The sequence below is a fragment of the Solibacillus isronensis genome (assembly GCF_900168685.1).
GTDB classification, from domain to species: domain Bacteria; phylum Bacillota; class Bacilli; order Bacillales_A; family Planococcaceae; genus Solibacillus; species Solibacillus isronensis_A.
This window is the reverse complement of the sequence record NZ_FVZN01000014.1, coordinates 954,355-979,450: the sequence shown is the minus strand read 5'-3', so window position 1 is coordinate 979,450 and position 25,096 is coordinate 954,355. Positions and strand designations below refer to the sequence as shown.

Annotated in this window: 20 protein-coding genes and 1 other RNA gene; 6 read left to right on the top strand and 15 right to left on the bottom strand. The window is 39.1% G+C overall.

Annotated features, from left to right (window positions below; translation table 11 throughout):
* Positions 1–23 precede the first annotated feature (23 nt).
* The gene (locus B5473_RS13390; RefSeq protein WP_079525956.1) at positions 24–1,943 is read right to left on the bottom strand and encodes a penicillin-binding transpeptidase domain-containing protein; all 1,920 of its coding nucleotides are present in this window, start codon (positions 1,941–1,943) and stop codon (positions 24–26) included.
* A 175-nt stretch (positions 1,944–2,118) separates the two neighbouring features.
* Here B5473_RS13390 and B5473_RS13385 point away from each other — a divergent pair, with 175 nt between their 5' ends.
* Positions 2,119–3,036, top strand: a complete 918-nt coding sequence (locus tag B5473_RS13385) for a LysR family transcriptional regulator (protein ID WP_079525954.1) — start codon at positions 2,119–2,121, stop codon at positions 3,034–3,036.
* 523 nt (positions 3,037–3,559) lie between these two features.
* Here B5473_RS13385 and B5473_RS13380 read toward each other — a convergent pair.
* From B5473_RS13380 to B5473_RS13365, 4 genes are all read right to left on the bottom strand, one after another.
* Positions 3,560–3,784: a sulfurtransferase TusA family protein gene (locus B5473_RS13380; RefSeq protein WP_008404823.1), complete on the bottom strand. Its 225-nt coding sequence runs from the start codon at positions 3,782–3,784 to the stop codon at positions 3,560–3,562.
* Between the two features lie 13 nt (positions 3,785–3,797).
* On the bottom strand, positions 3,798–4,847 hold the full coding sequence (locus B5473_RS13375; RefSeq protein ID WP_079525952.1) for a YeeE/YedE thiosulfate transporter family protein: 1,050 nt from the start codon (positions 4,845–4,847) through the stop codon (positions 3,798–3,800).
* Positions 4,848–5,061: 214 nt separating this feature from the next.
* Positions 5,062–5,409 (bottom strand): DUF6176 family protein, encoded by a 348-nt coding sequence (locus B5473_RS13370; protein ID WP_079525950.1) that lies wholly within the window; start codon positions 5,407–5,409, stop codon positions 5,062–5,064.
* 15 nt (positions 5,410–5,424) lie between these two features.
* Complete coding sequence (locus B5473_RS13365) at positions 5,425–6,159, bottom strand: DUF2087 domain-containing protein (RefSeq protein WP_254865394.1); 735 nt, start codon at positions 6,157–6,159, stop codon at positions 5,425–5,427.
* A gap of 392 nt (positions 6,160–6,551) precedes the next feature.
* Here B5473_RS13365 and abc-f point away from each other — a divergent pair, with 392 nt between their 5' ends.
* Complete coding sequence (abc-f, locus tag B5473_RS13360; protein ID WP_176142123.1) at positions 6,552–8,015, top strand: ribosomal protection-like ABC-F family protein; 1,464 nt, start codon at positions 6,552–6,554, stop codon at positions 8,013–8,015.
* 56 nt (positions 8,016–8,071) lie between these two features.
* Here abc-f and glsA read toward each other — a convergent pair whose 3' ends face one another.
* Positions 8,072–8,992 (bottom strand): glutaminase A, encoded by a 921-nt coding sequence (gene glsA, locus B5473_RS13355; protein WP_079525944.1) that lies wholly within the window; start codon positions 8,990–8,992, stop codon positions 8,072–8,074.
* Positions 8,993–9,142: 150 nt separating this feature from the next.
* Here glsA and B5473_RS13350 point away from each other — a divergent pair, with 150 nt between their 5' ends.
* Positions 9,143–10,132, top strand: a complete 990-nt coding sequence (locus B5473_RS13350; protein WP_079525942.1) for a S66 family peptidase — start codon at positions 9,143–9,145, stop codon at positions 10,130–10,132.
* Between the two features lie 349 nt (positions 10,133–10,481).
* Entirely contained in the window at positions 10,482–10,946 is a 465-nt protein-coding gene (locus B5473_RS13345) for a chemotaxis protein CheX (RefSeq protein WP_079525940.1), read from the top strand.
* Between the two features lie 285 nt (positions 10,947–11,231).
* Here the strand turns inward: B5473_RS13345 and B5473_RS13340 are convergent, their stop codons facing one another.
* From B5473_RS13340 to B5473_RS13300, 9 genes are all read right to left on the bottom strand, one after another.
* Positions 11,232–13,133, bottom strand: a complete 1,902-nt coding sequence (locus tag B5473_RS13340; RefSeq protein ID WP_079525938.1) for an ATP-dependent DNA helicase — start codon at positions 13,131–13,133, stop codon at positions 11,232–11,234.
* Positions 13,134–13,324: 191 nt separating this feature from the next.
* Positions 13,325–14,464: a THUMP domain-containing class I SAM-dependent RNA methyltransferase gene (locus B5473_RS13335; RefSeq protein WP_079525936.1), complete on the bottom strand. Its 1,140-nt coding sequence runs from the start codon at positions 14,462–14,464 to the stop codon at positions 13,325–13,327.
* 4 nt (positions 14,465–14,468) lie between these two features.
* Positions 14,469–16,217: a putative bifunctional diguanylate cyclase/phosphodiesterase gene (locus tag B5473_RS13330; protein ID WP_079525934.1), complete on the bottom strand. Its 1,749-nt coding sequence runs from the start codon at positions 16,215–16,217 to the stop codon at positions 14,469–14,471.
* Positions 16,218–16,410: 193 nt separating this feature from the next.
* Positions 16,411–16,793: RNase P RNA component class B (rnpB, locus tag B5473_RS13325), an RNA gene on the bottom strand.
* 63 nt (positions 16,794–16,856) lie between these two features.
* Complete coding sequence (gene gpsB, locus B5473_RS13320) at positions 16,857–17,156, bottom strand: cell division regulator GpsB (RefSeq protein ID WP_079528712.1); 300 nt, start codon at positions 17,154–17,156, stop codon at positions 16,857–16,859.
* A 100-nt stretch (positions 17,157–17,256) separates the two neighbouring features.
* Positions 17,257–18,519, bottom strand: coding sequence for a ribonuclease H-like domain-containing protein (locus B5473_RS13315; protein WP_079525932.1), 1,263 nt, complete (start codon positions 18,517–18,519; stop codon positions 17,257–17,259).
* 4 nt (positions 18,520–18,523) lie between these two features.
* Positions 18,524–20,800, bottom strand: a complete 2,277-nt coding sequence (locus tag B5473_RS13310) for a DEAD/DEAH box helicase (RefSeq protein ID WP_079525930.1) — start codon at positions 20,798–20,800, stop codon at positions 18,524–18,526.
* Complete coding sequence (locus B5473_RS13305) at positions 20,793–21,182, bottom strand: YppE family protein (protein WP_368483380.1); 390 nt, start codon at positions 21,180–21,182, stop codon at positions 20,793–20,795. The genes B5473_RS13310 and B5473_RS13305 overlap by 8 nt, the downstream gene beginning before the upstream one ends.
* A 76-nt stretch (positions 21,183–21,258) precedes the next feature.
* Positions 21,259–21,489, bottom strand: a complete 231-nt coding sequence (locus B5473_RS13300; protein WP_079525926.1) for a molecular chaperone — start codon at positions 21,487–21,489, stop codon at positions 21,259–21,261.
* A 181-nt stretch (positions 21,490–21,670) separates the two neighbouring features.
* Between B5473_RS13300 and recU the strand changes: the two genes are divergently transcribed.
* Together recU and B5473_RS13290 are read left to right on the top strand one after the other, a co-directional pair.
* The gene (recU, locus tag B5473_RS13295) at positions 21,671–22,354 is read left to right on the top strand and encodes a Holliday junction resolvase RecU (RefSeq protein ID WP_079525924.1); all 684 of its coding nucleotides are present in this window, start codon (positions 21,671–21,673) and stop codon (positions 22,352–22,354) included.
* On the top strand, positions 22,341–25,034 hold the full coding sequence (locus tag B5473_RS13290; protein WP_079525922.1) for a penicillin-binding protein 1A: 2,694 nt from the start codon (positions 22,341–22,343) through the stop codon (positions 25,032–25,034). The genes recU and B5473_RS13290 overlap by 14 nt, the downstream gene beginning before the upstream one ends.
* Positions 25,035–25,096 lie beyond the last annotated feature (62 nt).

Here is a 25,096-nt window from a genome sequence, read left to right as displayed (position 1 = left end):
GTTGTTCTTCAACAATTTTGATATTATTTTTCTAAATAAAGGTGAATAGTACCATCTAATTCTAATACACTTTCCGGCTCCGGCAACTGCGCTTTTACTGTCTCGCCTTCTCCATGAACTTCAATTTGATAAGGATATTCCATCTCCATAATTTCATTAACAGATACACCTACTAAATCAGGTACGCGCTCCGTCAATTCATCACCCCAGCGATATTGCTTTTCCAGTTGGCCTTCACGATCTTTTTCAAACCCCAAAATAGGTGCAATATCTTCAATAATCTGCCCAACAATCGGCGCTACAATTGTACTGCCGAACACTGTTTCCCCTTTTGGACTGTCAACCGCTACATATACGACAACTTCAGGATCATTTGCTGGTGCAAAACCTATAAATGATACGATATAGTCCCCATCCTTATAGCGTCCGTTTTCTACTTTTTGGGCAGTACCCGTTTTCCCGCCAATGCGAAGTCCATCCCGATATGCAGCCCGCCCAGACCCATTTGCTACAACAGACTCCAGCGCATCTCTTACTATCTTAGAAGTTTCCTCACTGATTACATTGCGTTTTAATGTTGGCTTATTTTCTATAACCACTTCTCCACTTTCCGGGTTGTATACTTTTGAAACAACATATGGCGTATAAAGTTTTCCACCATTTACAGCTGCAGAAACTGCTTGAACTTGTTGAATAGGCGTCACAGATATACCTTGCCCAAAAGATGTGGTGGCATGTTCGACCGGTCCAAATGCCTCTTCGGAAAATAAAATACCTGACGCTTCTCCGGCAATATTAGAACCGGTTGTTTTACCAAATCCAAAATCCTTAATGTACTTCATTAACTTTTCAGCACCTACTCGCTGTCCTAGTTCGATAAATCCTGGGTTACAGGAATTTTCCACCACTTGTAAAAACGTTTCCTCTCCATGACCCTCACGTTTCCAACAGCGAAGTCTTACTCCTTCCACCATCGTATAACCTTTATCAAAAAAAGTATCTTTTTCCAGATCCACTACCTTTTCTTCAACGGCAGCACTCAGTGTAATAATTTTAAAGGTTGACCCCGGCTCATATGTCATCCACACCGGCAAGTTCCGGTTATAAATAGATGATTCTACTTCTTCAAACTTAGAAGGATCGTATGTAGGATATGAAGAAAGAGCTAAAATCTCCCCTGTTTTAGGATTCATCGCAATTGCCAGTGCCTGTTTAGCATTATATTTTGTCATAGCTTGAGACAGTTCTCGTTCAATTACTTTCTGTACTTCCACATCAATTGTTAAGCCTACCGTTGCTCCTTGCTTCCCTTCACGCCATTCATCATTCACATGAGGTAATGCCTTCCCCTTTGCATCAGTAAACAACTTGATCGCTGCATCTTTAGAAGTCAAAAGTTTATCATATTGATATTCAATTCCTGCAAGGCCCTGCGAATCATACCCTGTAAATCCGACTAGTCGAGATAGCAAATTTCCGTACGGATAACTCCTGTCATAGTCCACACCACTATATAGTCCGTCAATTTTCAATTCCTGAATTTTAACGGCTTGTTCGTATGAAATATTTTTCGCTTCCGGTGCAAGTTTGACGAGATAACTTTTTGAATTCATTTTTTCGTATAATTTTTTCGCATCCAAATTAAGTACCGCTGCAATCTGATTGGCAGCATCTTCAATATTATCATTCTGTGTTGGCATAAAATAAAGTGTTGGCGCTAATTCATTCGTAACAATAAGTTTACCGTTTCGATCCGTAATTTCTCCGCGCTCTGAAGTAAACGGAATTTCCCGATCCCAATTCGTTTTGGCAAGTTCCGTGAGTTTATCATGCTGAATAATTTGCACATAAAACAGTCTTAAAAAAACAATGACTCCGAAAAGAATAAAAGCAGTAAAGATTAGCCTCAATCTTTTTTTGGAAATAGTTGAAATCCACTTCAAAAAATTCACCTCAATATTCACGTTATGAATAAAAGGGAATTTCTATTCGAGCAGCTGTGAGTCGAACAGAGAAATTACACCCCCTTTCTATTTATATTGTTCTACCTTACAATAGATATTAATTATATAAACAGTACATATAATAGTTTATAACTATAAAAGTGAGGCGTTTTCTATGGAGTTACGACAGTTAGAATACTTTTTAATGTTATGTGAGGAAATGCAATTTACTCGAGCGGCTGAACGACTTAATATTGCACAGCCAACTTTAAGCCAGCAAATAAAAGTGCTTGAAAATGAAGTGAATACTCCTTTGTTTAACCGGATTGGTAAGAAAATCACCCTTACGGAAGCCGGTCAAATCCTCTATCGCCAAGCACAAACGATATTTCAAACATTGCATACAACTAAAATGCAAATGCAGCAATTGGCTTCACTTGAAAAAGGGATTCTCCGTGTCGGCGCATTGCCTGGTGAACTGACTAATATTGTGTCAGATTTAGTATTAAAGTTCATGCATAAATATCCGCATATACAAGTAACGGTTACTTCCGGTGAAGATATTCATTCATTATTAAAGAACAATTCAATCGATTTCGGTTTTTCGTTTTCACCACTGATCGAAAACTACGATGAACAGTTTGTTGAGATTCCTTTATATACTGAAAAGTTCTGTTATGTAGAAAGAAAAGATACTACTACTCATTTTGAAGAGCCTGTCCAATTGCGCCACATTTTAAATGAACCACTTGTTTTGTTTTCAAATGCTCATCTTTGCCGGCGGATATTAAATGCAGCAGCAAAATTGGATAAGTTAACGGTCGAACCTAAGTTTGAAACATCAAGCATTCCTGCTATTTTTCAGTTTGTCGAGCAAGGCCTTGGCGGAACGATAGTAGCAAAAACATTGTTTGATTTACATGCGTCCGACAAACTGCAGGCTCATATCATTCAGCACCCTATTCTTGAAAGAGAAACGTTGCTGATCTATCAGAAGGAGCGCCAGCAATCACCTGCTTTTAAAGCGTTTCTTGATTTATTAAAGCCTGCGCTGACAAATTATCAGTTGGCTTTGTCTGCTAATTCATTGTAAGGGGCTATCCATTAGTCCCTTTTGTCTTTTATTAAGAGATGAAGGGTTGTGTCGTGGGGAGATTTTCTAATATAATTGGAAATCTTCTAATATAATTTTATTTGTTCAAATAAAATTGCGATTTTCTAATATATCTCCCAGTTCTTCCAATAAGTAGGGGGAATGTTCTAATATCATCGCGGGATCTTCTAATATTACTCTGACTTTTTCTAATAAACCACTGAATTGTTCTAATAAATGCCGAAGCTAAGTACTTCCCTAACAATTCCTTAGTCATCGGCACGCTATATTCTAATTTCTTTGTTCAATCTTCTAATATCCTTCCGAGCTTTCTAATAACTCCCTCGAATATTCTAATAAAAGCCCTGGCATTTTCTATAAAATCTTAATTTGCCTTAATAGCTTATTAAAATAAGATCTCACAATCAATAGTGTCGGGTAATATGTAACGCTCCTATCTAGCCTATCACCCCAATAAAAAAACAGCACCTCAAAAATCGAGATGCTGTCTGTAACTCAGAAATTATTTTTTCTTGATTGTAATTGTCCAAGAAGCTTCGCCTAATTGCTCATAGTTCGTTACTTCATGGCCGTCTTCTGCTGCCCAGCGTGGAATTGATTCCGTACCTTGAGTACAGTCGAATTGTACTTCCAGCTCATCGCCTGTGTTTAACTCTTTAATTGCTTCTTTTGCTTCGATTAACGGAAACGGACAAACCATACCTAATACTTCTAATGTTTTTTTCATTTAAATTCTCTCCTTAAGCACGCGCTGTTGCACGTTTTTTTGATGGACGCACAAATACGAAATACGATGCTGTCCAAGTACCCAAAATCATAAATAGTAAAGCTACCCAACCTGACCAAGTCATCATTGATGTCATTACAAGACCGTTCCCGATTGAACAGCCGCCTGCAAGACTTGCGCCGAATCCCATTAAGATACCGCCTGCAGAGCTTCTTACAACTGTTTTTGTATCTGGTGTACGTAAACGGAATTCACCGCTCATTTTAGCAGCGAAGTAAGAACCGAATAAAATACCCATTACAAGGAATACACCCCAGTTAATGATATCTAAATCCCCAGTTACTAAAAACTGAAGAATATTTGCTGAAGGAGTTGTAATCCCTAAACCGAAAATACGTCCTGATGCAGCACTTAACGGCCAAGCCAATGTTGCGATTAAACCGATTAAAGTTGCTGTCACATATGGATTCCAGCGTTTTTCGAATAAAATATGTGCCAAGCCTGTTTTCTTAGGTTTCAAGCCTGGAATTTTCACACGTGGTTTGCGTAATTCACGGTAAACAATGAATGCCACCAATGCTACAAACGGAATGACTAAAAACCAAACATTAATGCCAAATGTATCGGCAATTGAATCAGTACCTACTACCGGTGTACGTGCATCAACTGTAAATTGTGCTAATGGACCTGATTTCATAACAGCTGCCATTAACATGTAAAATGCCAATGCGATCCAGCTACCGATTAAGCCTTCACCTGCACGATACCAAGTACCTGTCGCACAGCCACCTGCAAAAATAATCCCGATACCGAAAATAAATGCGCCTGCAATCGTTGCCCATAATGGGAACTGACCTGCTGTATATTCAAACGCCCCTGCCTCAATTAGTAGGAATACACCTACCGCTTGAACTGCAATGGCTACTAGTAAAGCATAAAACATACGATTATCTTTTGCGATGTACATATCACGGAAACCGCCTGTTAAACAGAAACGTCCACGTTGCATCACAAAACCTAAAAGAGCACCACAAAGGATACCCGTAATTGCCATTTGCAACAAAATAATTCCTCCTATTATTAAAACCAAGTTTATCAATAGGGATATAATATAATATTTTAGTACTATAATACAAGTATTTTGTTTAAGATTAAGATAATCGTATAAATTTAGTTGGTTTTCTCGTTTAAAGGACGAAAATGAATGTATTTTATTAAATACTATCAAAATAGAATATAGTTTTCAGAAAATTAATTTTCCTAACATTACGGTTTCATTAATAATTCATACTCGCCCGCACTTTTTCAGGAATCATTACAGCTTCTGTTTTCAGATCAATGGAACTAAAACTTTCATCGATGCATTCATCCCAGTATTCCAGATGTTTTTTATCAATCCAATGGGTAGAATCATCTACATCCACCCCACCGTTTCCTTGCACCGAATACCAGTATAAATATTCTTCACCATTCAAATTTTCGTGAAAAATCGTTTCCACATACATCTTCTCTCCCTCAAGTGTTACGAGAACTTCTTCCATATAATCATTTAAAAATTCCATCCACTCTTTTACTTTAGAAGTTTTCCCGGCTTTTACACGATATCTTGTCAGCTCCACCTTCATTGAATGACCTACTTATCATTTCACCCAGTACTCGGAACCATCGTCGCTCCGCTCCATAAAGCCGTACTCAATCAGATGACGGCGCAGTGATACAAAATCATCATGGACAGTCTTTAAAATTTCATTTACTTCTTTTTCATGGTAGTGCTTCCCTGCTTCAAAACGTTTTAAAATATGCTGAAGGATAATAAGCTTTTTCTTTTCCTTACTTGGAATCGTTTCAATCCCCGCATCCAACCCGTTTTTAAAATAGGTAGTCAGAACTTTTTCCCGTTCGTTCTGTTCAATACTATAACGTTCGTCCACTTGTCTCGCCCCTTTATGTATTTGATAGTGTTCAGGGTTTTTCATTAGCTGCATAAGAGCAACAAAAATTTTCGCCTGTTTTTCCTTTTCGCGAAGTTTAAAGCGATGCTGGCGAACTGTTGATACACTCGACACATTGCTGTCATTTACAATTTCCTGGTCGGTTTTGCCTTCGAAAAAATGCTGCATCATTTCAATTTGAACATCTGATAATCCGCTTACTTTTTTATCTAAAGCAAGCAAAGCGTGAAATGGTGAAATATGTGCAAGCTCAATATGTTTTTTAATCATGCCTTCTGCTGTCAGAAAACGATTGTCATATGGAAAGACTTCATCTAAATGATAGGACTGTTTACAAAACAAACATTGATAACATTCCTGTTTCATTTCATAACCTTTTATAATTACTTCCGTTGAAATATTTTGAATTTCCAAAAATATCACCTCCATAACATTTATAATATATGTTATGTTATTTGTAAACATTTTTATTATTTGTTTATTAAAATGAGATGTACTCATTTTACGATTTCCTTTACGAGATGTTTGATCAATTAAGAAAAGGTTGAATTCCCAAAAAATCTATGGCATACTACTAGTAATTTACTGGAAAGGAAGATGAATGGCTGATGGATAAATAATTCTATTTTACACGTAAAAATGTATACGCATTTTCACATAAAATAGGATTAGTCTGCCCATTTATACTCCTTTAGCGAACTTAAAGGCTTATTTACGTATGATTACTAATCCTTCTGACTTTTTCAGAAGGATTTTTTATATATAAATATTCTTTGTGAATGCGTATACTTTCAAATCGAAATTTGGAGGTATGCATTATGCCAATAGAAATGAAAAATGTATCATTTAGCTATGATTTACTCGAAGAACCATTATTTAAAAACATTAACATGACGATCGATAATACTTGGAAACTTGGTCTAATCGGCCGTAATGGTCGTGGAAAAACAACTTTGCTTCATTTGCTGCAAAACAAATTACCATATAACGGAACAGTAACAAGTGATGAAGGATTTCATTATTTCCCCCTTGCTATTCGTGAACCGAAAGTTAGTACGTATTATGCGATTGACGAAGTAATGCCAGTTGAGTTATGGAAGCTCGAGCGGGAATGCCAGCTTTTGTCGCTCGATCCATCGTTGATATGGATGCCCTTTGAGCAATTGTCAGGCGGCGAACAAACAAAAGTAATGCTTGCTGCTGTCTTCTGTGAGGATAACCGTTTTCTGCTTCTCGACGAACCGACGAATCACCTCGATATGAAAGGCCGATCCATCGTTGCGAACTATTTGAAAAAGAAAAAAGGCTTTATCGTCGTCAGTCATGACCGACAATTTATCGATGAAGTGGTTACACATATTTTGGCGATTGAAAAAAGCCAGCTTAGCCTATACAAAGGAAATTTTTCAATCTATGAACAGCAGAAGAAGCTGCAGGACGAATTTGAACTCGAACAAAATCGCTCATTAAACACTGAAATCAACCGACTGCAAAAAACGGCTCGCGAAAAGTCTAACTGGGCCGCGCAGCGTGAAAAGCCTTCAGGTAATGATCCGTTCGGAAATGCCATTGCAAAGCGTATGAATAAACGTGCAAAAGCAATCGAAAAACGCACACAGGAAAAAATTGAGGATAAAACGAAGTTGCTGAAAAATATTGAAACAATAAACGATTTGACGATTAACTGTCATTTTAAACATCGGAACCCTGTACTTCGCGTGAAAAACCTTACGTTGAGCTACAATGATCAACCGCTGTTCCAACCCATTTCATTTGAAATTTTTCAAGGGGAGCAAGTTGCCATTGTCGGACCGAATGGCAGTGGTAAATCATCACTTCTTCAATATTTACAAGGTACATTTCCCGGTACTGTAGACGGCGAAATGATTATGCCACAAGGGTTGACCACAAGTGTTATCCGCCAAAATTATGAGGATAATCGGGGGATGTTAAAAGACTTTGCCTTTGAGCAGCAAATCAACTACACATTGTTTTTGAACAATTTACGTATTTTAGGATTTAACCGTGATGTTTTTCAAGTACCAATCGAAAAGATGAGCATGGGTCAGCAAAAGAAAGTCGAATTTTCAAAGTCGCTCGGACTCGAAGCAGAATTTTATATTTGGGATGAACCGCTCAACTATTTGGATGTTTTTAACCAGCAACAGATCGAAAAAATGATCGCTCAATTTAAACCAACTTTGTTATTTGTGGAGCATGACGCAACATTCGTAAAAAACACAGCAACGAAAGTTATTAAGCTTCTTCCTTATCGTTAAACATCTGAAAAAGGAACATTCCTTAATTTTTTTGAGAGAATGCTCCTTTTTCCTATTTATAAACAAAACAAATCATATTCCTTTGACAGGTGCATCAAAAAATCGATGCCTGCTACACTATTGCCGACTTGATCAATTGCTGGTCCATAAATGCCGATTCCAATCGGACCTTGCAGTTGTTCAATTTCACCATTCCGTACAACGGCAATGATTGCACCGGATACACCGCTTTTTGCCGGCAACCCTACAAACGCTGCAAACTTTCCGGATGCATTGTACATTCCGCATGTGAGCATTAAAGCTTTTGCAATATTAATTACCTCTTTATTGCAGCAAGCTTCACTATCTTTTCCATTAGTCGCAAAATAATAGGCCATTTTTGCTAAATCGGACACGTCTACTGAAATCGAGCAAAGCTGTAAATAGACTTGAAGTGCTTCCTCTACATCAGATTTCAGGAAACCGTTTGCCTGTAATATATAGGCAATTGCACGGTTATAATCAGCTGACTGGTATTCCGAAAAATAGATTTCATTATTAATATGCACTTTCTTTCCGATCATCCGTTCTAAATAAGTTGTTACAGATTTTACTTTTTCGAACATTGTCTCACCCGGAAGTAACGAAGCAATCGTTATCGCCCCTGCATTGATCATCGGATTGAATGGCTTATTATTATGGCTTTCCAATCGGACAATGGAGTTAAATGAGTCTCCTGTCGGCTCCACATCAACATAATGCATGATCTCCTCGATACCATGATGATTTGCAGCAACCATAAAACTGATTACTTTCACGACACTTTGAAGCGTAAAAGTTTCTGTACAATCTCCTAATTCGATTTCCTGATCTGCGCTCAGTAAACTTACCGCAAACAAATCACTATTTGCTGCAGCAAGTGCTGGTATATATGAGGCGACCTGACCATTTGCTGTCATTTGTTTCGCCTGTTCATAAATTTTTTGTAATTTGTTCATTGGACACTAGTTGCCGTAACTAGCTGCTCACCTCCTTATTTTCTATCATGTACCCTACTCCGCATTTATTATTTCCTTTTTTCCGCTTGAATATATTGTATAATTTTAACATATAGCCAAAACTATAAATTAGCAAAGATAGGTGATTATATGTTTCATCCATTGCAACGTGGAGATAAGATCGGCATTTTTTCATCTTCTGCACCGGCAACTGCTACCGCAAAGTTGCGCTACAGTCGCGGTAAGGAATTTTTGGAAGGGAAAGGGTTTCAAATTATCGAGGGAAATCTTACTGGTAAACAGGATGGCTATCGGTCAGGAACCCCAAAAGAACGCGCTGAAGAATTCAACCAGCTACTAAGAGATCCATTGATTAAAATGATTATGTCCACAATTGGGGGGACGAATTCGAATAGCCTGCTCCCCTATTTAGATTACGAAGCATTTAAAAGTAACCCGAAAATTGTGATCGGCTATTCTGATACTACTGCAATATTACTGGCTCTTTTTGCCAAGACTAATATTCCTACATATTACGGTCCGGCACTTATCCCCTCGTTCGGCGAATTTGAGCCGCTTGTCCACGAAACCTACAATTATTTCGAACGCTATTTTTGTCAACCAAGCGTTCCGTACTCGATTCCAATGCCACATGTTTGGTCAGATGAAATGATTAACTGGCTAAATTATGAAAAGCCAAAAACACTGTATTCAAATAAATGGATTGGTGTTCATAAAGGTGTAGTTGAGGGGCGTTTAATTGGCGGTAATAATAATACAATGTATGGCTTCATCGGAACACCATATTTTCCTGTTATTAATACGGGAGATATTTTACTGATTGAGGATTCATTAAAGAGCGCAGCAACCGTAGAAAAGAATTTTGCGATGTTGAAATTGCACGGGATTTTCGACAAAGTTGACGGTATTCTCCTTGGGAAACATGAGCTCTTTGATGATGAAGGGACAGGCAAGCAACCGCTTGATCTGTTGTTGGAACAGCTGGATGGAAAAAACATTCCTATACTTGCCAATGTCGACTGTGCCCACACCCACCCGATGTTCCCTTTGGCAATCGGCAAAAAAATCCGTTTGGACACGATCAATCAGTCGATTACGTGTATTGAACATTGGCTTTAACAGATATTCTAAAGGCTATTGAACTCGTTAATTCAATAGCCTTTTCATTGTTTAAAAATAAAAATCGCATTGTCAATGTGACAATGCGATGAATAATCTTCAATATTTTATTTTCTAATTTGCTACATTTTTTAACACATAGTTTCCAATTGCCACATAAACGATCACTGTTGCCCCAATAAAAGCATACAACATTTTAAACACCGCCCCATTTACTGATAATAATTATCATTTTCATTATATATGCTCCTAAATTTTCTGTCAATACAGTCTCTTTTAATTTTCTTCTATACATATACCGAAGTAACATGTTAATATGAATTAAAAGTCTAGGAAGGAGAAATTATTATTGAGTAATTCGACGCATATTCAAACTATTTTAAACGGGACAATCCATTCACTAAAAACTATACTACCTATGATTATAGATGTGAAATCTCCTTCCATTATAAATGAACCGTATGAACAATGTGAGATGGGTGTGCTTATAGGATTAGTTGGTGATATTAAAGGACGCATTATCATTGATGGCACACCGGAAAGTTTTAGTGCAATCGGCTCTGCAATGTTCGGAATGCCTTTAGAAGGTGCTATGCTTGAGTCCTTTACAGGCGAACTCGGGAATATGATTGCCTGTAATTTATGTACATACACGGTACAACATGATTTGGAGCTTGATATTACGCCACCTACCGTAATGGTTGGCCATACGAAGTTATACGGCTTTAAGCAAGCATTTAAAATACCAGCTACATTAGAAGGTATCGGGGATTTAATTATTTTATATACAATTGATATGGAAGAAGACGAGTAATTTATTATTGCCTTTTATTGATTATTTCAATGAAAGGTTTTTTTATTTGAAGAAATTTACGGATATTAGAGTAACCCTATTCATTATTAGAATAATTCACTCCAATATTTGAACTTCTCAACTCCATTTTAGAAGAATTGATTCACTTATTAGAAGATCAGCATTTTATTAGACAATTTTTTATTATATTAGAACACCCCCTACTACATATTAGAATATCCGGCCGCCCGACGAAATAAATCCCAAATAAAAACCCCGTTCGATACTCTCGAACGGGGTTGAACATTATTGCGGGTTCACTGCTAAAATATCTGTGAAGTACGATTTCACGCTTGCTTCTTCATTATTTAATAAAATATGAATGTCACCATGGTCATTCGATGTACGAATTAAACGGCCCATTCCTTGTTGAAGACGAAGCTGCATGAATGGTAACTCAACTTCTTCAAACGGATTTTGTGCAAATGAACGTTTTGCATCGAACAATGGATCATGTGGCGGGAATGGCAAGTCGAAAATAATGACGCGCGTTAACGCTTCTTCCGGTAAATCCAAGCCTTCCCATAAGTGATACGAACATAATGTCTTCACTTCACCGTTTTGGAACTCACGGACAATTGCCGAAAGCTCACGGTCGCCTTCAAATGCGATATTCAAGCGTTCCATTAAACCTACATTTGATTTAAAGTGATTCATTGCCTGTTTTGATTTAAATAAAATCAACGTTTGTTTACCATCTTTCAAAAGCTGCTCAACTTTTGCAGTTTTTTCGGATTGCGATAGTTCATGTAAATAAATTTTCATTACTTCTTCATAATCAAACGGTGATGGTACACTGAAGCTTTGGTATTGTTCAATGCCTAAACTTGATGCGATATAGCTGAAATCCTTATTTACCGAAAGTGTAGCTGATGAGAACACGATTGGCATTTTTTTCGAGAATAACGTTTCGGAAAGAACATCTGTAATCAGGCGCGGCATAATTACGAGCGTCTCTTCTCCATCTGTATCTTCGAGCCAATCAACAGCATCGCCTTGTGCAACAAAAATACGCATTGCCGCAACATAATGTTCTAAAAACTCTTCTGCCATATTCAGCTCATATTCCGGAATCATGTAAAGCTCCGATTCGAAAACGAATTCTTCCAGCAACTGATCGACATATGCAATGACGCGCTCGCCTAATTGGATCAGTCGCTCTGATTTTACAATACGTTTACGGTCTTCTTCTGACTGAATGACATCTTCACGCAACTGGTCAAAAAACAGTTCATGGTGATCTTGTAAATGTTCCATTGCGTATAAAGTACGCTCACGGACACCGTCTACCATTAGTCGTTCCAATAACTCTACAATTGTATAAGCCTGAACTTTGTATGTTAATGCTTTTTGGGCTGCATATTCAAGTAAATGTCCTTCATCAAGGACCATCATTGAAACTTCCGGTAATAGCGGTAATTGCCCTTCACGTTCACGTGATTCCTTTGTCGCCAAATGCTCCATTAAAAAGTCTTGTGAACAAATGATCAGGTCCGTCGATTTACGATAATGTGCACGGTGTAATGTTTGGCCGCAACGATTACGTAAATCGCAAACCGCACATTGCATGATTGAATTGTAGTTTACTTTCTCCCAGTCTTCATCCGTCACTAACGAATAATCCGAGCGCTCCCCATATGGTTGCACGGCAATCATACTGCCCTGTGCATATACGCCATCCGGAATTGAAAATGCAATATCATCAATCCACTCTTCTGTTTCCGTTTTTTCCGCTTCTTCAAAACGTTTTAAACATAAATATTGGTCACGTGATTTTGCAAGGCGGACATCAATATCCAGACCTAATACATCACGAAGTTTATGAATATCGCCGCCCTCTTTTACGAGCTGATCGATTAAAGTTTCATCTGCACAGGCAATAAGTGCCGGTTTTCCTGTATAACGTGCATAGGATACAGCCGGTAATAAGTAGGCGATCGTTTTTCCTGTTCCTACCCCAGCTTCCGCAAATAACACGTTCTTTTCTTTTAAAGCTTGCTCTATTTGGTAAGCCATGAAAATTTGTTCGTCACGGCATTCAAATCCTCGTTCTGGTAGCTCATCATATAATACGTCACCGAGCCAATCACCTAACGAATCAAAGAAAGTTTTTTCTCTTGAAAGTTCAAAAGGTAAAGATTTTCTCAAATGGATGTTCCCCCTCAATATGAGGCGGAAGGAATTGTTGTTTACAATCCCTTCCGCAAATACTAACTATTTACAAATTTAAATAAAAAATTCCGTACTCATCATTATACAACGATTTACATAAAAAAGACTAATAATATGCAACAAAAAGAGCGTTCTCCGGAATGTCTTCTCGGTCACGCTCTTCATTATTAATTTTCGCGCTTAGATTTTTGTCCCCAATACTGGTAAAAGTCTGTGCGGATGAATCCGTTGAATAATTTACGCTTTTTCGTCGCTTTTTTACCGTAATGCACTTCTAAGTCTTCCATTGAAGACAGCATGTACACTGACCAAGTCGGATAGTTTTGCATTACTTGACCAAACTGGCGCAGCATTTTCTCGATTTCTTCCACTTCACCAATACGCTCACCATATGGCGGGTTTGTAACAATAACTCCGTCTGTCAGCTTTGATGTGAAATCCGTTGCCTGCATTTGCTTGAATGTCAATAGATCGCCAAAGCCTGCTTCAAGTGCATTTTCTTGCGCGATAGCAACCATTTTATGATCGATATCCGAACCGATGATCGTTAATTCCTGATCATAATTTGCTAAAGAATCTGCCTCGTCACGCGCTTTATCCCAAATATCCTGCTTCATCCATGGCCATGATTCGGAAATAAATTCGCGGTTATAGCCTGGTGCGATATTTTGACCAATCATTGCCGCTTCCAATGCAATCGTTCCCGAACCACAGAAAGGATCTACGAACGGACGGCTTGGTGACCATTTTGAAATTTTCACTAATGCTGCTGCAAGTGTTTCTTTTAATGGTGCTTCACCTTGTGTCGTGCGGTATCCACGTTTATGCAAGCCTACGCCCGATGTATCGATCGTTAATGTTGCCATATCTTTTAAAATCGAAATTTCAATTTTAAATGTAGGACCTGACTCATCTAAAAATCCTAAACGTTTATATGCAAGTTTCATTCGTTCAACAATAGCTTTTTTTGTGATTGCCTGACAATCCGGTACACTGAATAAAGTCGATTTGACCGATTTACCTGACACAGGGAAATTTGCATCCACCGGTAAGTATTTTTCCCATTGAACTGCCTTTACGCCTTCAAATAGCTGATCAAATGTTCTGGCAGGGAATTGGGCAACGACGATTTTCACCCGGTCCGCTACACGTAACCAAAGATTTGTGCGAGCAATCGCCATCTCATCGCCTTCAAAATATACTTTGCCGTTATCTACACGTGTTTCGTATCCTAGATCACGTACTTCTTCTGCTACAATTGCCTCTAGGCCCATCGCAGCTGTTGCTACTAAATTAAATTTTGTCATGCGTTTAAATCCTTCCTTGATGCTCGACTTCCCAAAATTGGATGAAGTCGATTAATTCTTCCATAGGCAAAGGTTTACTGTAGTAATACCCTTGTATATAATCACAGCCCATCGATTTAAGCAAATCGACTTGCTGGCTTGTTTCCACACCTTCAGCTACTACTTTCATTTGCAGGCGATGTGCCATTTGAATAATCGCATCGACAATTGCCTGCTTATCATCAAGCGAGCAAATATGCTGAATGAAGCTGCGGTCAATTTTGAGCACATCGAGCGGGAATCGCACTAAGTAACTTAACGAAGAATACCCTGTCCCGAAGTCGTCGATTGAAAGTTTAAAACCTAATTGCCTCAGTTTTACTAGTTTACTCACTGTTTCTTGCGCGCTGTTCATCACTGTCCGCTCTGTTACTTCGATTTCAAAACTTTGAGCAGAAGCATTATTCCGCTCTAAAATTTTCTGAACCGAATCCAGGAAGCTTTGCTGTTGGAAGTGAATGCTCGATACATTTACTGCGATCGGTACATTCGGATACCCGGCAGAAACAAGCTGATGGTAGCCTTCACATGCAAGCTCGAAAATCATCTCGCTCAGCGGGATAATTAAACCTGATTCTTCGGCATGTTCGACAAATTCAGCAGGTGATACAAAGCCAAGTTTCTCACTGTTCCAACGTACTAATGCTTCGATACCGACAATTTCGTTGTTTTCGGTACTAATTTTCGGCTGATAGGCCAGCGTAAATTCCATATTTTCAATTGCTTTACGAAGCTCACTATCAAGTGTCAGCACTCGATTCGAATCAGTTTCCAACTCGTCAAAGTAGAACGAGTAGCAATTACGCCCATTATCTTTCGAAAATGACATGGCACGATCGGCACGATTCAATAGATGTTCTGTTGTCGTACCGTCCGCCGGGTAAATACTGATTCCCATACTTGTTGATATATAGACATCCTGATCATGAACTTTAATCGGCGCTTCAAAAACCCGGAGCACCTGCTCAGCAAATTTTGCAGCTTCTCTTGGATGTTGGATATTTGCTAATGTAATGACAAATTCATCCCCACCAAAGCGCGCTAAAATATCCTTGTTTCTCACTAAAGTTTTGACACGTTTTGAGACTTCAACCAATAACTGATCACCAATGGCATGTCCGAGCAGATCATTCACTTGCTTAAAGCGGTCTAAATCCATAAAAATAACGGCATGCTGTATCGGCATTACCTTGTTTTCTGTTACTTCCAAAAGTGCATTCATACGTTCAATATAGGCAAAACGATTGCACACTTCTGTTAATGAATCATGAAGAGCCCTTTTTTCAAGTTCGTCTTCCACGATTTTACGTTCAGACAAATCTGTAAAAATGCCGCAGTAATTTGTAATTTTACCTGCTTCATCTTTAATTGCTAGTATTGTCAGCCATTCGGGGTATAATTCACCCGTCTTGCGTCTATTCCAAATTTCGCCTTGCCACATGCCTGCCTTGCCAATTTGTTTCCACATATCAATATAAAAAGCTCTGTCATGCACGCCAGACTGCAAAATAGACGGTTTTTTTCCTTGTACCTCTTCTAATTTAAAGCCTGTTACAAACTCAAAAGCAACATTAATCGATAAAATTCTTCTATATCGGTCGGTAATCATAATACCTTCCGCAATATTTTCAAAAACTCTTTCGATTAATTCTTTTGGAAACTGAGACAATGCCAGTTCTTGCATGATGGATTTATTAGACTTCAATTCGCTCAAGACTTATCACCCTTATATAAAGAACAGTTTTTATATATTCACTCCGACAGAAGCAGGTGTCGTTTTATTGATTTAGTTCCCTAATTCCCCGTCATGAACCTTTATTTTTATATTTAAAATAATTTTTTCTACTAAGAAAGGCTCTCCACAAAAGAATGGAGAGCCCTTTTATTTGTTCAAAAAAGCATCAATAATCAATAAGCCATGTTTTGTTCCTAAGTACTCAAGCAGCTTGCGCCTCGTACGACTAGGTAGTAATCATCTATCTACGGCCAAACTGACCGTCCCTCCATCCGTTCAATTCCTTCAGGAGAGTGCCCCTACCATAATTTGGGTTTCTCACTCATGGGGTTTACCTCGTTCCACCTCATAGTTTTCACTATAAGCTCCGTCACTGTGGCACTTTCAGGAAGTTTCGTCCATATCTAAAAGACTTAGGAGTTCCTTCCGCCGTCAAGAGAAATTCTCTTGCCTTACCTTATTTTTTCAGTAAGCACGAACACTACGGGCATCGCAGCACCGTGTGAGCATGGACTTTCCTCTACGACCTTAAAGTCGCAGCGATTACTCGAATATTGATGTATGAATAAAGTATACTGCAATAATAGAAAAAAAACAATATTCCTATGAATAGTTTAACTATTCGTAAAGCTTACTCCCGAAAACATGCTTCTCCAAGTTTGAAAGTCGCTTTAAAATATCGAAGTTTGTACTATTTGCTGTTGGAGCAGGAGCAACCGCCGATTTGCGGCTTGAGTTTGCCAGCTCCTGCTTTAAGCGCTCGTTTTCCTCTTCCAAGGAAGCAATTTTTGCAGTAAATGTGTCATAATCTTCACGAATCAGATCCAAAAATTGATCCACTTCGTCAATGTTATAACCTTTCATGCTCTTTTTAAATTCTTTTTCCAATATATGATCAGCTGTTAATTTAATATCCATTATTCCTCGTCCTTCCATCACGCTACTTCTTTGATTTATTATAGCATAGGTCAGACAAATGAAACGACTACATATCTTCTAGATGTCGAAAAATTTTTCATTATTTGTCGAAAAAATTTTTATTTCTTTTATTGTCTAAACGACTAAGTCTTTTCTGCCAACTTATTTGCTGATTTTGAAGCTGTGTTTCTTTTTGAAACGGTATTTCAGGAAGTAAATTATTCCCTATTTTCGTATAAATGTATGCCTGCTCGTAGTCCTTTACTTTATGTTCATATAGCATGGCCAGTTGTTCGTATGCCTGCAGCTGTTTTCTTACAGGAATAGCTGGTAGCGCTGTTTGGAATGATTGGATCGCTAAATCCGTTTCTCCAATTCGCTTTAATTCATATGCTAAATAAAAATGTGCATAACCGGTATCTTTTGTTTCGAAATGTGCCGTCACTGCCTGCAGTATTTCCGTACTTGTTTGCCGCTTTTTCAAATCGCCAAACCATTTACCGATATTTGTATACGTTGTCGCGGATTCCGTTGATATATCATCGAACAATAAATTCGTTGAATGAATATACAATGTGATCAGCGACAGTAAATCCCATTCATTATGCAATAGTACTTTCATCAGCGTTTCCGCATTTCCGCTCTTAACCGCATCAAAGTATATAATCGGTGCTAAATGACCAGGTATATCCCCGATTCGGTAAAAGCCAAGCTTATCCTGTTCTACTTGGGTAAGCTTCATGCGCGATAAATCATCTTTCCAAAGTCGTTTCGTACTATGCAGCAAATCGATTTGCCGCTGTGATTTCAGCGGCGGCAAAAATTGCTGGTTTAATGTCCATCGCACTTGAAGCTGCGGCCAGTCGAAACTTTTTCCGTTATAGGAAACAATCGTTACATTTCGCTGCCATAGCTTTGATTCGAAAAGAAGGGCCGCTTCATTAGAAGGGTCCGCCAATACATATTGTGTAAGCGTAAAACCTTCATCATCCGCTTCCAAAAAACCGAGTAAAAAAATATGGGTACCCGCGCCTTTTAAACCGGTTGTTTCTGTATCAAAAAACACGATCGTTTCATCACCGCTAATGGCAAACGGATGATCTTCGGCTTGGGACTTCCAGCGCTTTAAGGAAGGAAACAATTCCCCGAGCTTGTAGTCACCATGCTGATAATCAAATGGATAATGCACTTCCCGTTTAAAAAGTATGCCGAATTCATTTTCTACCAGTTCAAGCCCTGCCTGTTGCCATTGTTCGCTATATAAAGGCGGTTCAGGTTTAAGGAATTTCGGTTTTTCTTTTTTTTGCTCCGTTTTTTTGCCGAGCAATTTTTTCATTTGCAATAGCTTATTTTCATACGACATGTTCTCACATCATTTCGTTAATTAAAATATTTAACACTTTCATAACTTGTTTTTTGTTTTCTCCTAAACTATCCTGCGCACCAATGCATGAGGGACAACCTTGCTGACATGGACAGTTCTCCACATGCTGTGCTGTTCTTTCAAGCAGCGACAGTAATACATCGTACACACGTTCACTCAAACCGATACCACCAGGATAACTGTCATAAATAAACAATGTCGGTTTTTCATTATGAACCGCTTTTACTTGTGGGACAACCGACACATCCGACCGGTCACAGTGAATGAATAATGGGATAAAGCTTCCCATTGCATAGGCAGCCCCTGTCAGCGCATCGGTCAGTTGTTCTTCCGTCCAGTTATTCGGCAACTCAAAGCTCATCCATGTCGCATTTGTATGCATTTCCATTGGAGGAATCGAAATCGGACCAGAACCGATATTATCATGTGTATTAAAACGGATCTTCTTAAAGATGGTCGGAATAGCCAAAATGCTTACATCTCCGTAACTTACTGTCGAGTTTTTAAATGGTGCCGATTTATCTTCACTTAGCACTTTCAGCTCGACCGCCAAATTCGCATCTGTAAAGTAGTCGACATCCACTTCCCGAACGAATGCCTTTTTCTCTTCCCAATCGAGCTTTTCAACCTGGAACTGAATACCTTGATGCAAATAGATGGCTTCTTCATGTAAAAGAGTCATCGCACTGTAAGTATCCATTTCACCGATTACTTTCGTATTGGCAGGTGTTGAAATATCGATAATGACAACATTTTCCTGTGCAGCTGAGCGCAAGGAAATTTCATGCGCCGGGAATCTGTCGCTCATCCAATGCCATTTCGTACTTGTTCGGACAAGCACACCCTCTTCTTCTAAATAGGCTAATAGTTCCTGAACTTCATATTCCCCATACGTATCTTCCATCGAAAATGGCAGTTCAAATGCCGCGCATTTTAAATGCTCCATTAAAATTAACAGGTTTTCCGGATTAATACGCGCTTCTTCTGGTGAACTTCCTAATAGATAACTAGGATTTTGGACAACATATTGATCCAACGCCGTCGATTGCGCAACATATACAATGAGCGCCTCATCCTGACGTCTTCCTGCCCTTCCTGCCTGCTGCCACGCACTCGCGATATTCCCTGGGTAGCCGGTCATAATACATGCCTGTAATTGGCCGATATCAACACCCAATTCAAGTGCATTCGTACTGACGACCATCTGTATCGAGCCTGTTCGTAAACCTTTTTCGATTTCTCGCCGTTCACTCGGCAAATACCCGCCACGATAGCCTTGAATCGATTCGTCCATAATTTTTTTCGCTGTTAACGACTTTAAATACGTCACGAGCATTTCCACACGAACTCTTGATTTTGCAAAAATAATTGTTTGAATGCCTGCTTCAAACAAACGCTTCGAAATATCTCGTACTTCGAGCACGGCGCTCCGTCTTACACCAAATGTCGGGTGGACAATCGGCGGGTTGTAAAAAATAAATGTCTTCTTCCCGACAGGCGCACCTGATTGCTCGATCAGCTCATGCTTACTATTTGTCAGGCTTTCCGCCAGTTCTTTAGGGTTTTTGATTGTGGCACTCGTACAAATAAAAATCGGATTGCTTCCATAAAATTCGCAAATACGCTGAAGTCTTCTTATAACATGTGCGACATGTGAACCGAACACGCCTTTATACGTATGTAACTCATCAATGACAATGTACTTCAAGTTTTCAAAAAGGGATACCCATTTCGTATGGTGCGGTAAAATGCCTGAATGCAGCATATCGGGATTTGTCATGACGATATGACCGGCTTTCCGGATTTTTTGGCGAATACCTGGTGCAGTATCTCCATCATATGTGTAACTCAAAATATCCTCATCCATCAGTTCAATCAATTCATTAAGATCTGATTTCTGGTCCTGTGCAAGCGCCTTTGTAGGAAACAAATAAATAGCGCGACTTGAGCGGTCTTCTAAAATTTGCTGTAAAACCGGCAAATGGTAGCAATACGATTTTCCCGAAGCAGTCGGTGTAATCGCAGTAAAATGCTTTTTCTGTTGTGCATAGTCAAACGCTTGGCGCTGATGGATATAAAGCTGTTCAATACCGCGTCCATGCAATGCTTTAATGATCGATGGGTGTAAATTAGAAGGAAAATCTGCGTACTGGGCCTGCTTTTCATCGATCGTATGCATGGCGACAATATTTTGCTTCATTTCCTCATCATATTGCCACTCGTCGACAAGCTGCGAAATGGTTCTTTTCTTGCTAAGCATCGTCTTCACCTTCCTCAATCTTTGTTGCGAGTAGCTTCAATGTGTATTGGGCAGATTGGATCGATTGAATAAACCGTTTTTTGCTCGTTCCTTTAAAGAAAGACTGTACAACAAATTGCTCCATTGCATCGGCTGCGTGGTCAATTTGTTGTACGTATAAATTTTTGGGGTGCTGGCTTTTTATCCAATTTGTCGCATGCTGCTGCCATTCGTGAATACGTGTATGGACTTCATCGACATGTGGCTTGACCTCATTAAAGAAATCCGGCTCCTTGTCTAAACGTCGCATTTCCTGAAAACGGTGTAAACACGCATCACATTCTTCTATTAATTGGTATGTTTCATCTATTAATTGCATAAAGAGCACCTCGAGTAATTTCATCTTTATTAACGTTGTAGCGTAAATTATCGTAGTTCGCTGCAACAGCTACTTTTTTATTAATCTTTGCCCATTCAGGCTAAAGTATATTTGTTCTTAAGTGTATCAAATTCTCTTCGTTTGTACTACTCATATGCGAACAGGCATTCTTTACTTGACTCTTTGTTTCTGCTAAGCTAACTTTTTGATAAACAGTGAGTAGATTGGTTAAATGCTCCACTTTCATTCTTAATTGCTCACGTTCCATTTGCAATGATAATAATGTTTGTGCCATTTCAACTTGTTCGATTAAGCGTGATAATTTCGACATATAATGCCCCCTTTTCACAATGATTCTTTCTTTTTCCACGGAATCCTTGTCATGTGGCAAAAATAGTGTCCATTCGCTAAAAGAAGTTATATTTTGCATAGCTTTTACAAAATTATTAACGGGTACATTGTTTGTGATACACTATTAAAGTATTATTTCTTCCAGGAAAGAAGGTGATTCCATGGTGATTCGGTATCCAAACGGTAAACTCTATGAAAATGCGCCAAAGATTGAGAAAAAAAAGGAAGCCGCTAAATCTCAATCAGTTGCTAAAGAAAAAAATAAAAGAGCCGTCAATTACAGTAACCGTGGAAAAAGCTTAGAAGATGACCTAAATGAAACAAATATGTTTTATTTGCATAGGAATATGGCAAATATACACAAGAAACCTGTTCCTATACAAATCGTCAAAGTAGATTATCCGGCTAGAAGTGCTGCTGTTATTAAAGAGGCTTATTTCCGCACACCTTCAACGACGGATTATAATGGCGTATGGAATGGATATTACATTGACTTTGAAGCAAAAGAAACGGATAGTAAAACATCCTTTCCATTAAAAAACATTCACTCTCACCAAATGGATCATATGCATTCCGTGACAAATCAACGAGGAGTTGCGTTTTTCATTGTACGATTCAGCACGTTAAACCGTAATTTTGTCATTTCGTATCATGTTGTGGCAAAATGGTTTTCAGCAATGGATGAAGGGGGAAGAAAATCTATACCAATCGCTGTTTTTGAGCAGGATGCCATCGAAATTTCCGAAGGCTATTTACCAAGGCTCGACTATTTGCAGGCGGTAAAAAAGTTAATCGCAAACAATAATGTTTGTGAAAGTGAGGAGAAACATCGTGACGGAAAATAGAAAAACACGCGAACAGATTAAGCGCGAACGTCAACAAAAGAACAAAAAATCCAGAAAACCGAAAACTTCTGCAGGGAAATGGATTAAGCGCATTGTTTTAGCAATCGTTTTAATTGGGGTAATTGGTTTCTTAAGTGGTGCCGCATTATTTGGCTACTATGTAAGCAAAGCACCTGAACTGGATGAGGATGCATTAAAGGATCCGATCTCATCGGAGTTTTATGATATAAATGGAGAACTATTTGCAACAATCGGTGCAGAAAAACGAAATTATGTAAAATATGAAGATATACCTCAGCAAATGATTGACGCAATTATCGCAACAGAAGATGCTCGATTCTTTGATCACTTCGGTGTTGACCTGTGGCGTCTTGGCGGTGCTGTACTGGCCAACTTCCGTGATGGATTTGGTGCACAAGGTGCGAGTACAATTACACAGCAGGTTGTAAAAAACTCATTCTTTACTAATGAGAAAAAGCTGGAGCGTAAAGCGCAGGAAGCTTGGCTCGCTATTAAGCTGGAACGCCAATATAGTAAAGAAGAAATTTTCGAAATGTACTTTAATAAAATCCTAATGTCAGGTAGAATCCATGGCTTTGGTACAGCAGCAAAAGAATTTTATGGAAAAGAATTGAGCGAACTGTCATTGGCAGAATATGCTCAATTAGCAGGGATGCCGCAAAGTCCGAACAATTATAACCCATATAAAAAGCCGGACCGTGCAAAAAAACGTCGTAATATCGTTTTAGGCTTAATGGTTCAGCACGGAAAAATTACCGAAGCTGAAGCGGAAAAAGCGAAAAAGGAACCTATTACAGGCGGGCTTATTCCTGAAGAAGAGCGTGTAGCAAACAGTACAACGAAATATCCAGCCTTTTTGGATGTCGTTTTAGCTGAACTCGAAAAAAATGGTGATAGCGAACTGACTTCCGAAGGGATCAAAGTTTATACAACGCTAGATCCGAAAGCACAGACGATTGTAGAAGATTTAATGAACAATGACAGCAACTTCCCTACTGAAGAAATTCAGGCTGGTGTTGCGGTTATCGATACACCAACAGGTGAAATTCGTGCGATTGGCGGCGGACGAAACTATACAGGTGAATTTAACTATAACTTCGCCTACGATATGACAACACGCCAGCCTGGTTCGACATTAAAACCTTTAATCGATTATGGTCCAGCATTTGAATATTTAAAATGGTCGACTGGTCAAACTACAGTCGATGAAAAAATTACGTATTCTGGTTCAGATCAAGTTATCGGAAACTGGGACGGCCGCTATTTAGGTACGATGACAGTGCGTGAAGCGCTTTATACATCACGAAATATTCCGGCTGTGAAAACTTTCCGTGAAGTTGGTCCGGAACGCGCTAAAGAGTTTTTAGGAAACTTAGGTATTGAATCAAGCGGATTAACAGAATCTGAAGCACTCGGCGGAGGACGCGTCAATATTTCTCCTGTCCAAATGGCTGCTTCATATGCAGCATTCGGCAACAACGGTACTTATAATAGTCCGCATGCCATTACTAAAATTGTTTTCCGTGACGGTAAAACTTCGAAATCGTTTAAACCGGAATCCAAAAAAGCGATGAGTGATTATACTGCTTATATGGTAACGGATATTTTACGTGATGTAGTTAGTAACAAACGCAATGCCTCTGCGCCACGAGCTGCTGTTGCAGGCGTTGATATCGCAGGGAAAACAGGTACAACAAACTATGGATCTGATGAATTTGAAAAGTTCAATTTAAAGAGCGGCTCAGTACCAGATACTTGGTTTACCGGCTATACAACAAACTACTCAATCGCTATTTGGGGCGGATATTCACAGCGAAAAGATCCCATTACAACATGGGAAGAGCGCTGGTTGCCACAAACATTGTTCAAATCGATCATGACGGATTTAAATCAGCATAACCCGTCGTCATCATTTAAACAGCCAAGCAGCGTTGTATCGGCTTCGATTGTAGTCGGATCGAATCCATTAAAACTGGCTAATGAATATACACCAGCTACACAAAAGGCAACTGAGCTGTTCGTTAAAGGAACAGAGCCAACTGAGTATACACAGGAATTTGTCCCTCAAAATCTAGATTCGCCTACTAGTTTACAAGCGTCTTACAATGAGGCAGCACAACTAGCAGATGTTTCCTGGTCACATTCTTCACTTGACGGTTCCGGTGAAGATACCGATCCTGTTACATTTGAAGTTTCGATGAAAGTAGACGGCGGTCCGGCAACGGTCATTTCTACGACAAGCGCTACCGCAATTCAAGTACCTAACATCGAACGAGGAAGAGAATATACATTTACAGTTACAGCCATTTCAGGTGATTTAAGAAGTGATCCGGCAAGTGTTGCATTATTCGTCGAAGGAGATGCGGCAACAGAGCCTGAAGATCCGAATGATTCCATTGAAGATCCGAATGAAGCAGAACAACCGGAACAGCCGGGTAACGGGAACAACAATGGGAATAACGGAAATGGCAATGGCAACAACGGTAACGGGAATGGTAACAATGGAAACGGCAATGGGAATGGAAATAACGGGAATGGCAATGGCAACGGTAATACTGTAGAGCCGGATGAGCCCGACCCTGATCCATCAGCACCGAACCAGCCAAGCCCACCGACTTCAGGAGGCGAAACAAGGCCTGAAGACTCAGAAGAAGATTAAACTAAAAAACATCAAGCTTCCCACAAAGGGAAACTTGATGTTTTTTCTTTTTGATTGTTTGG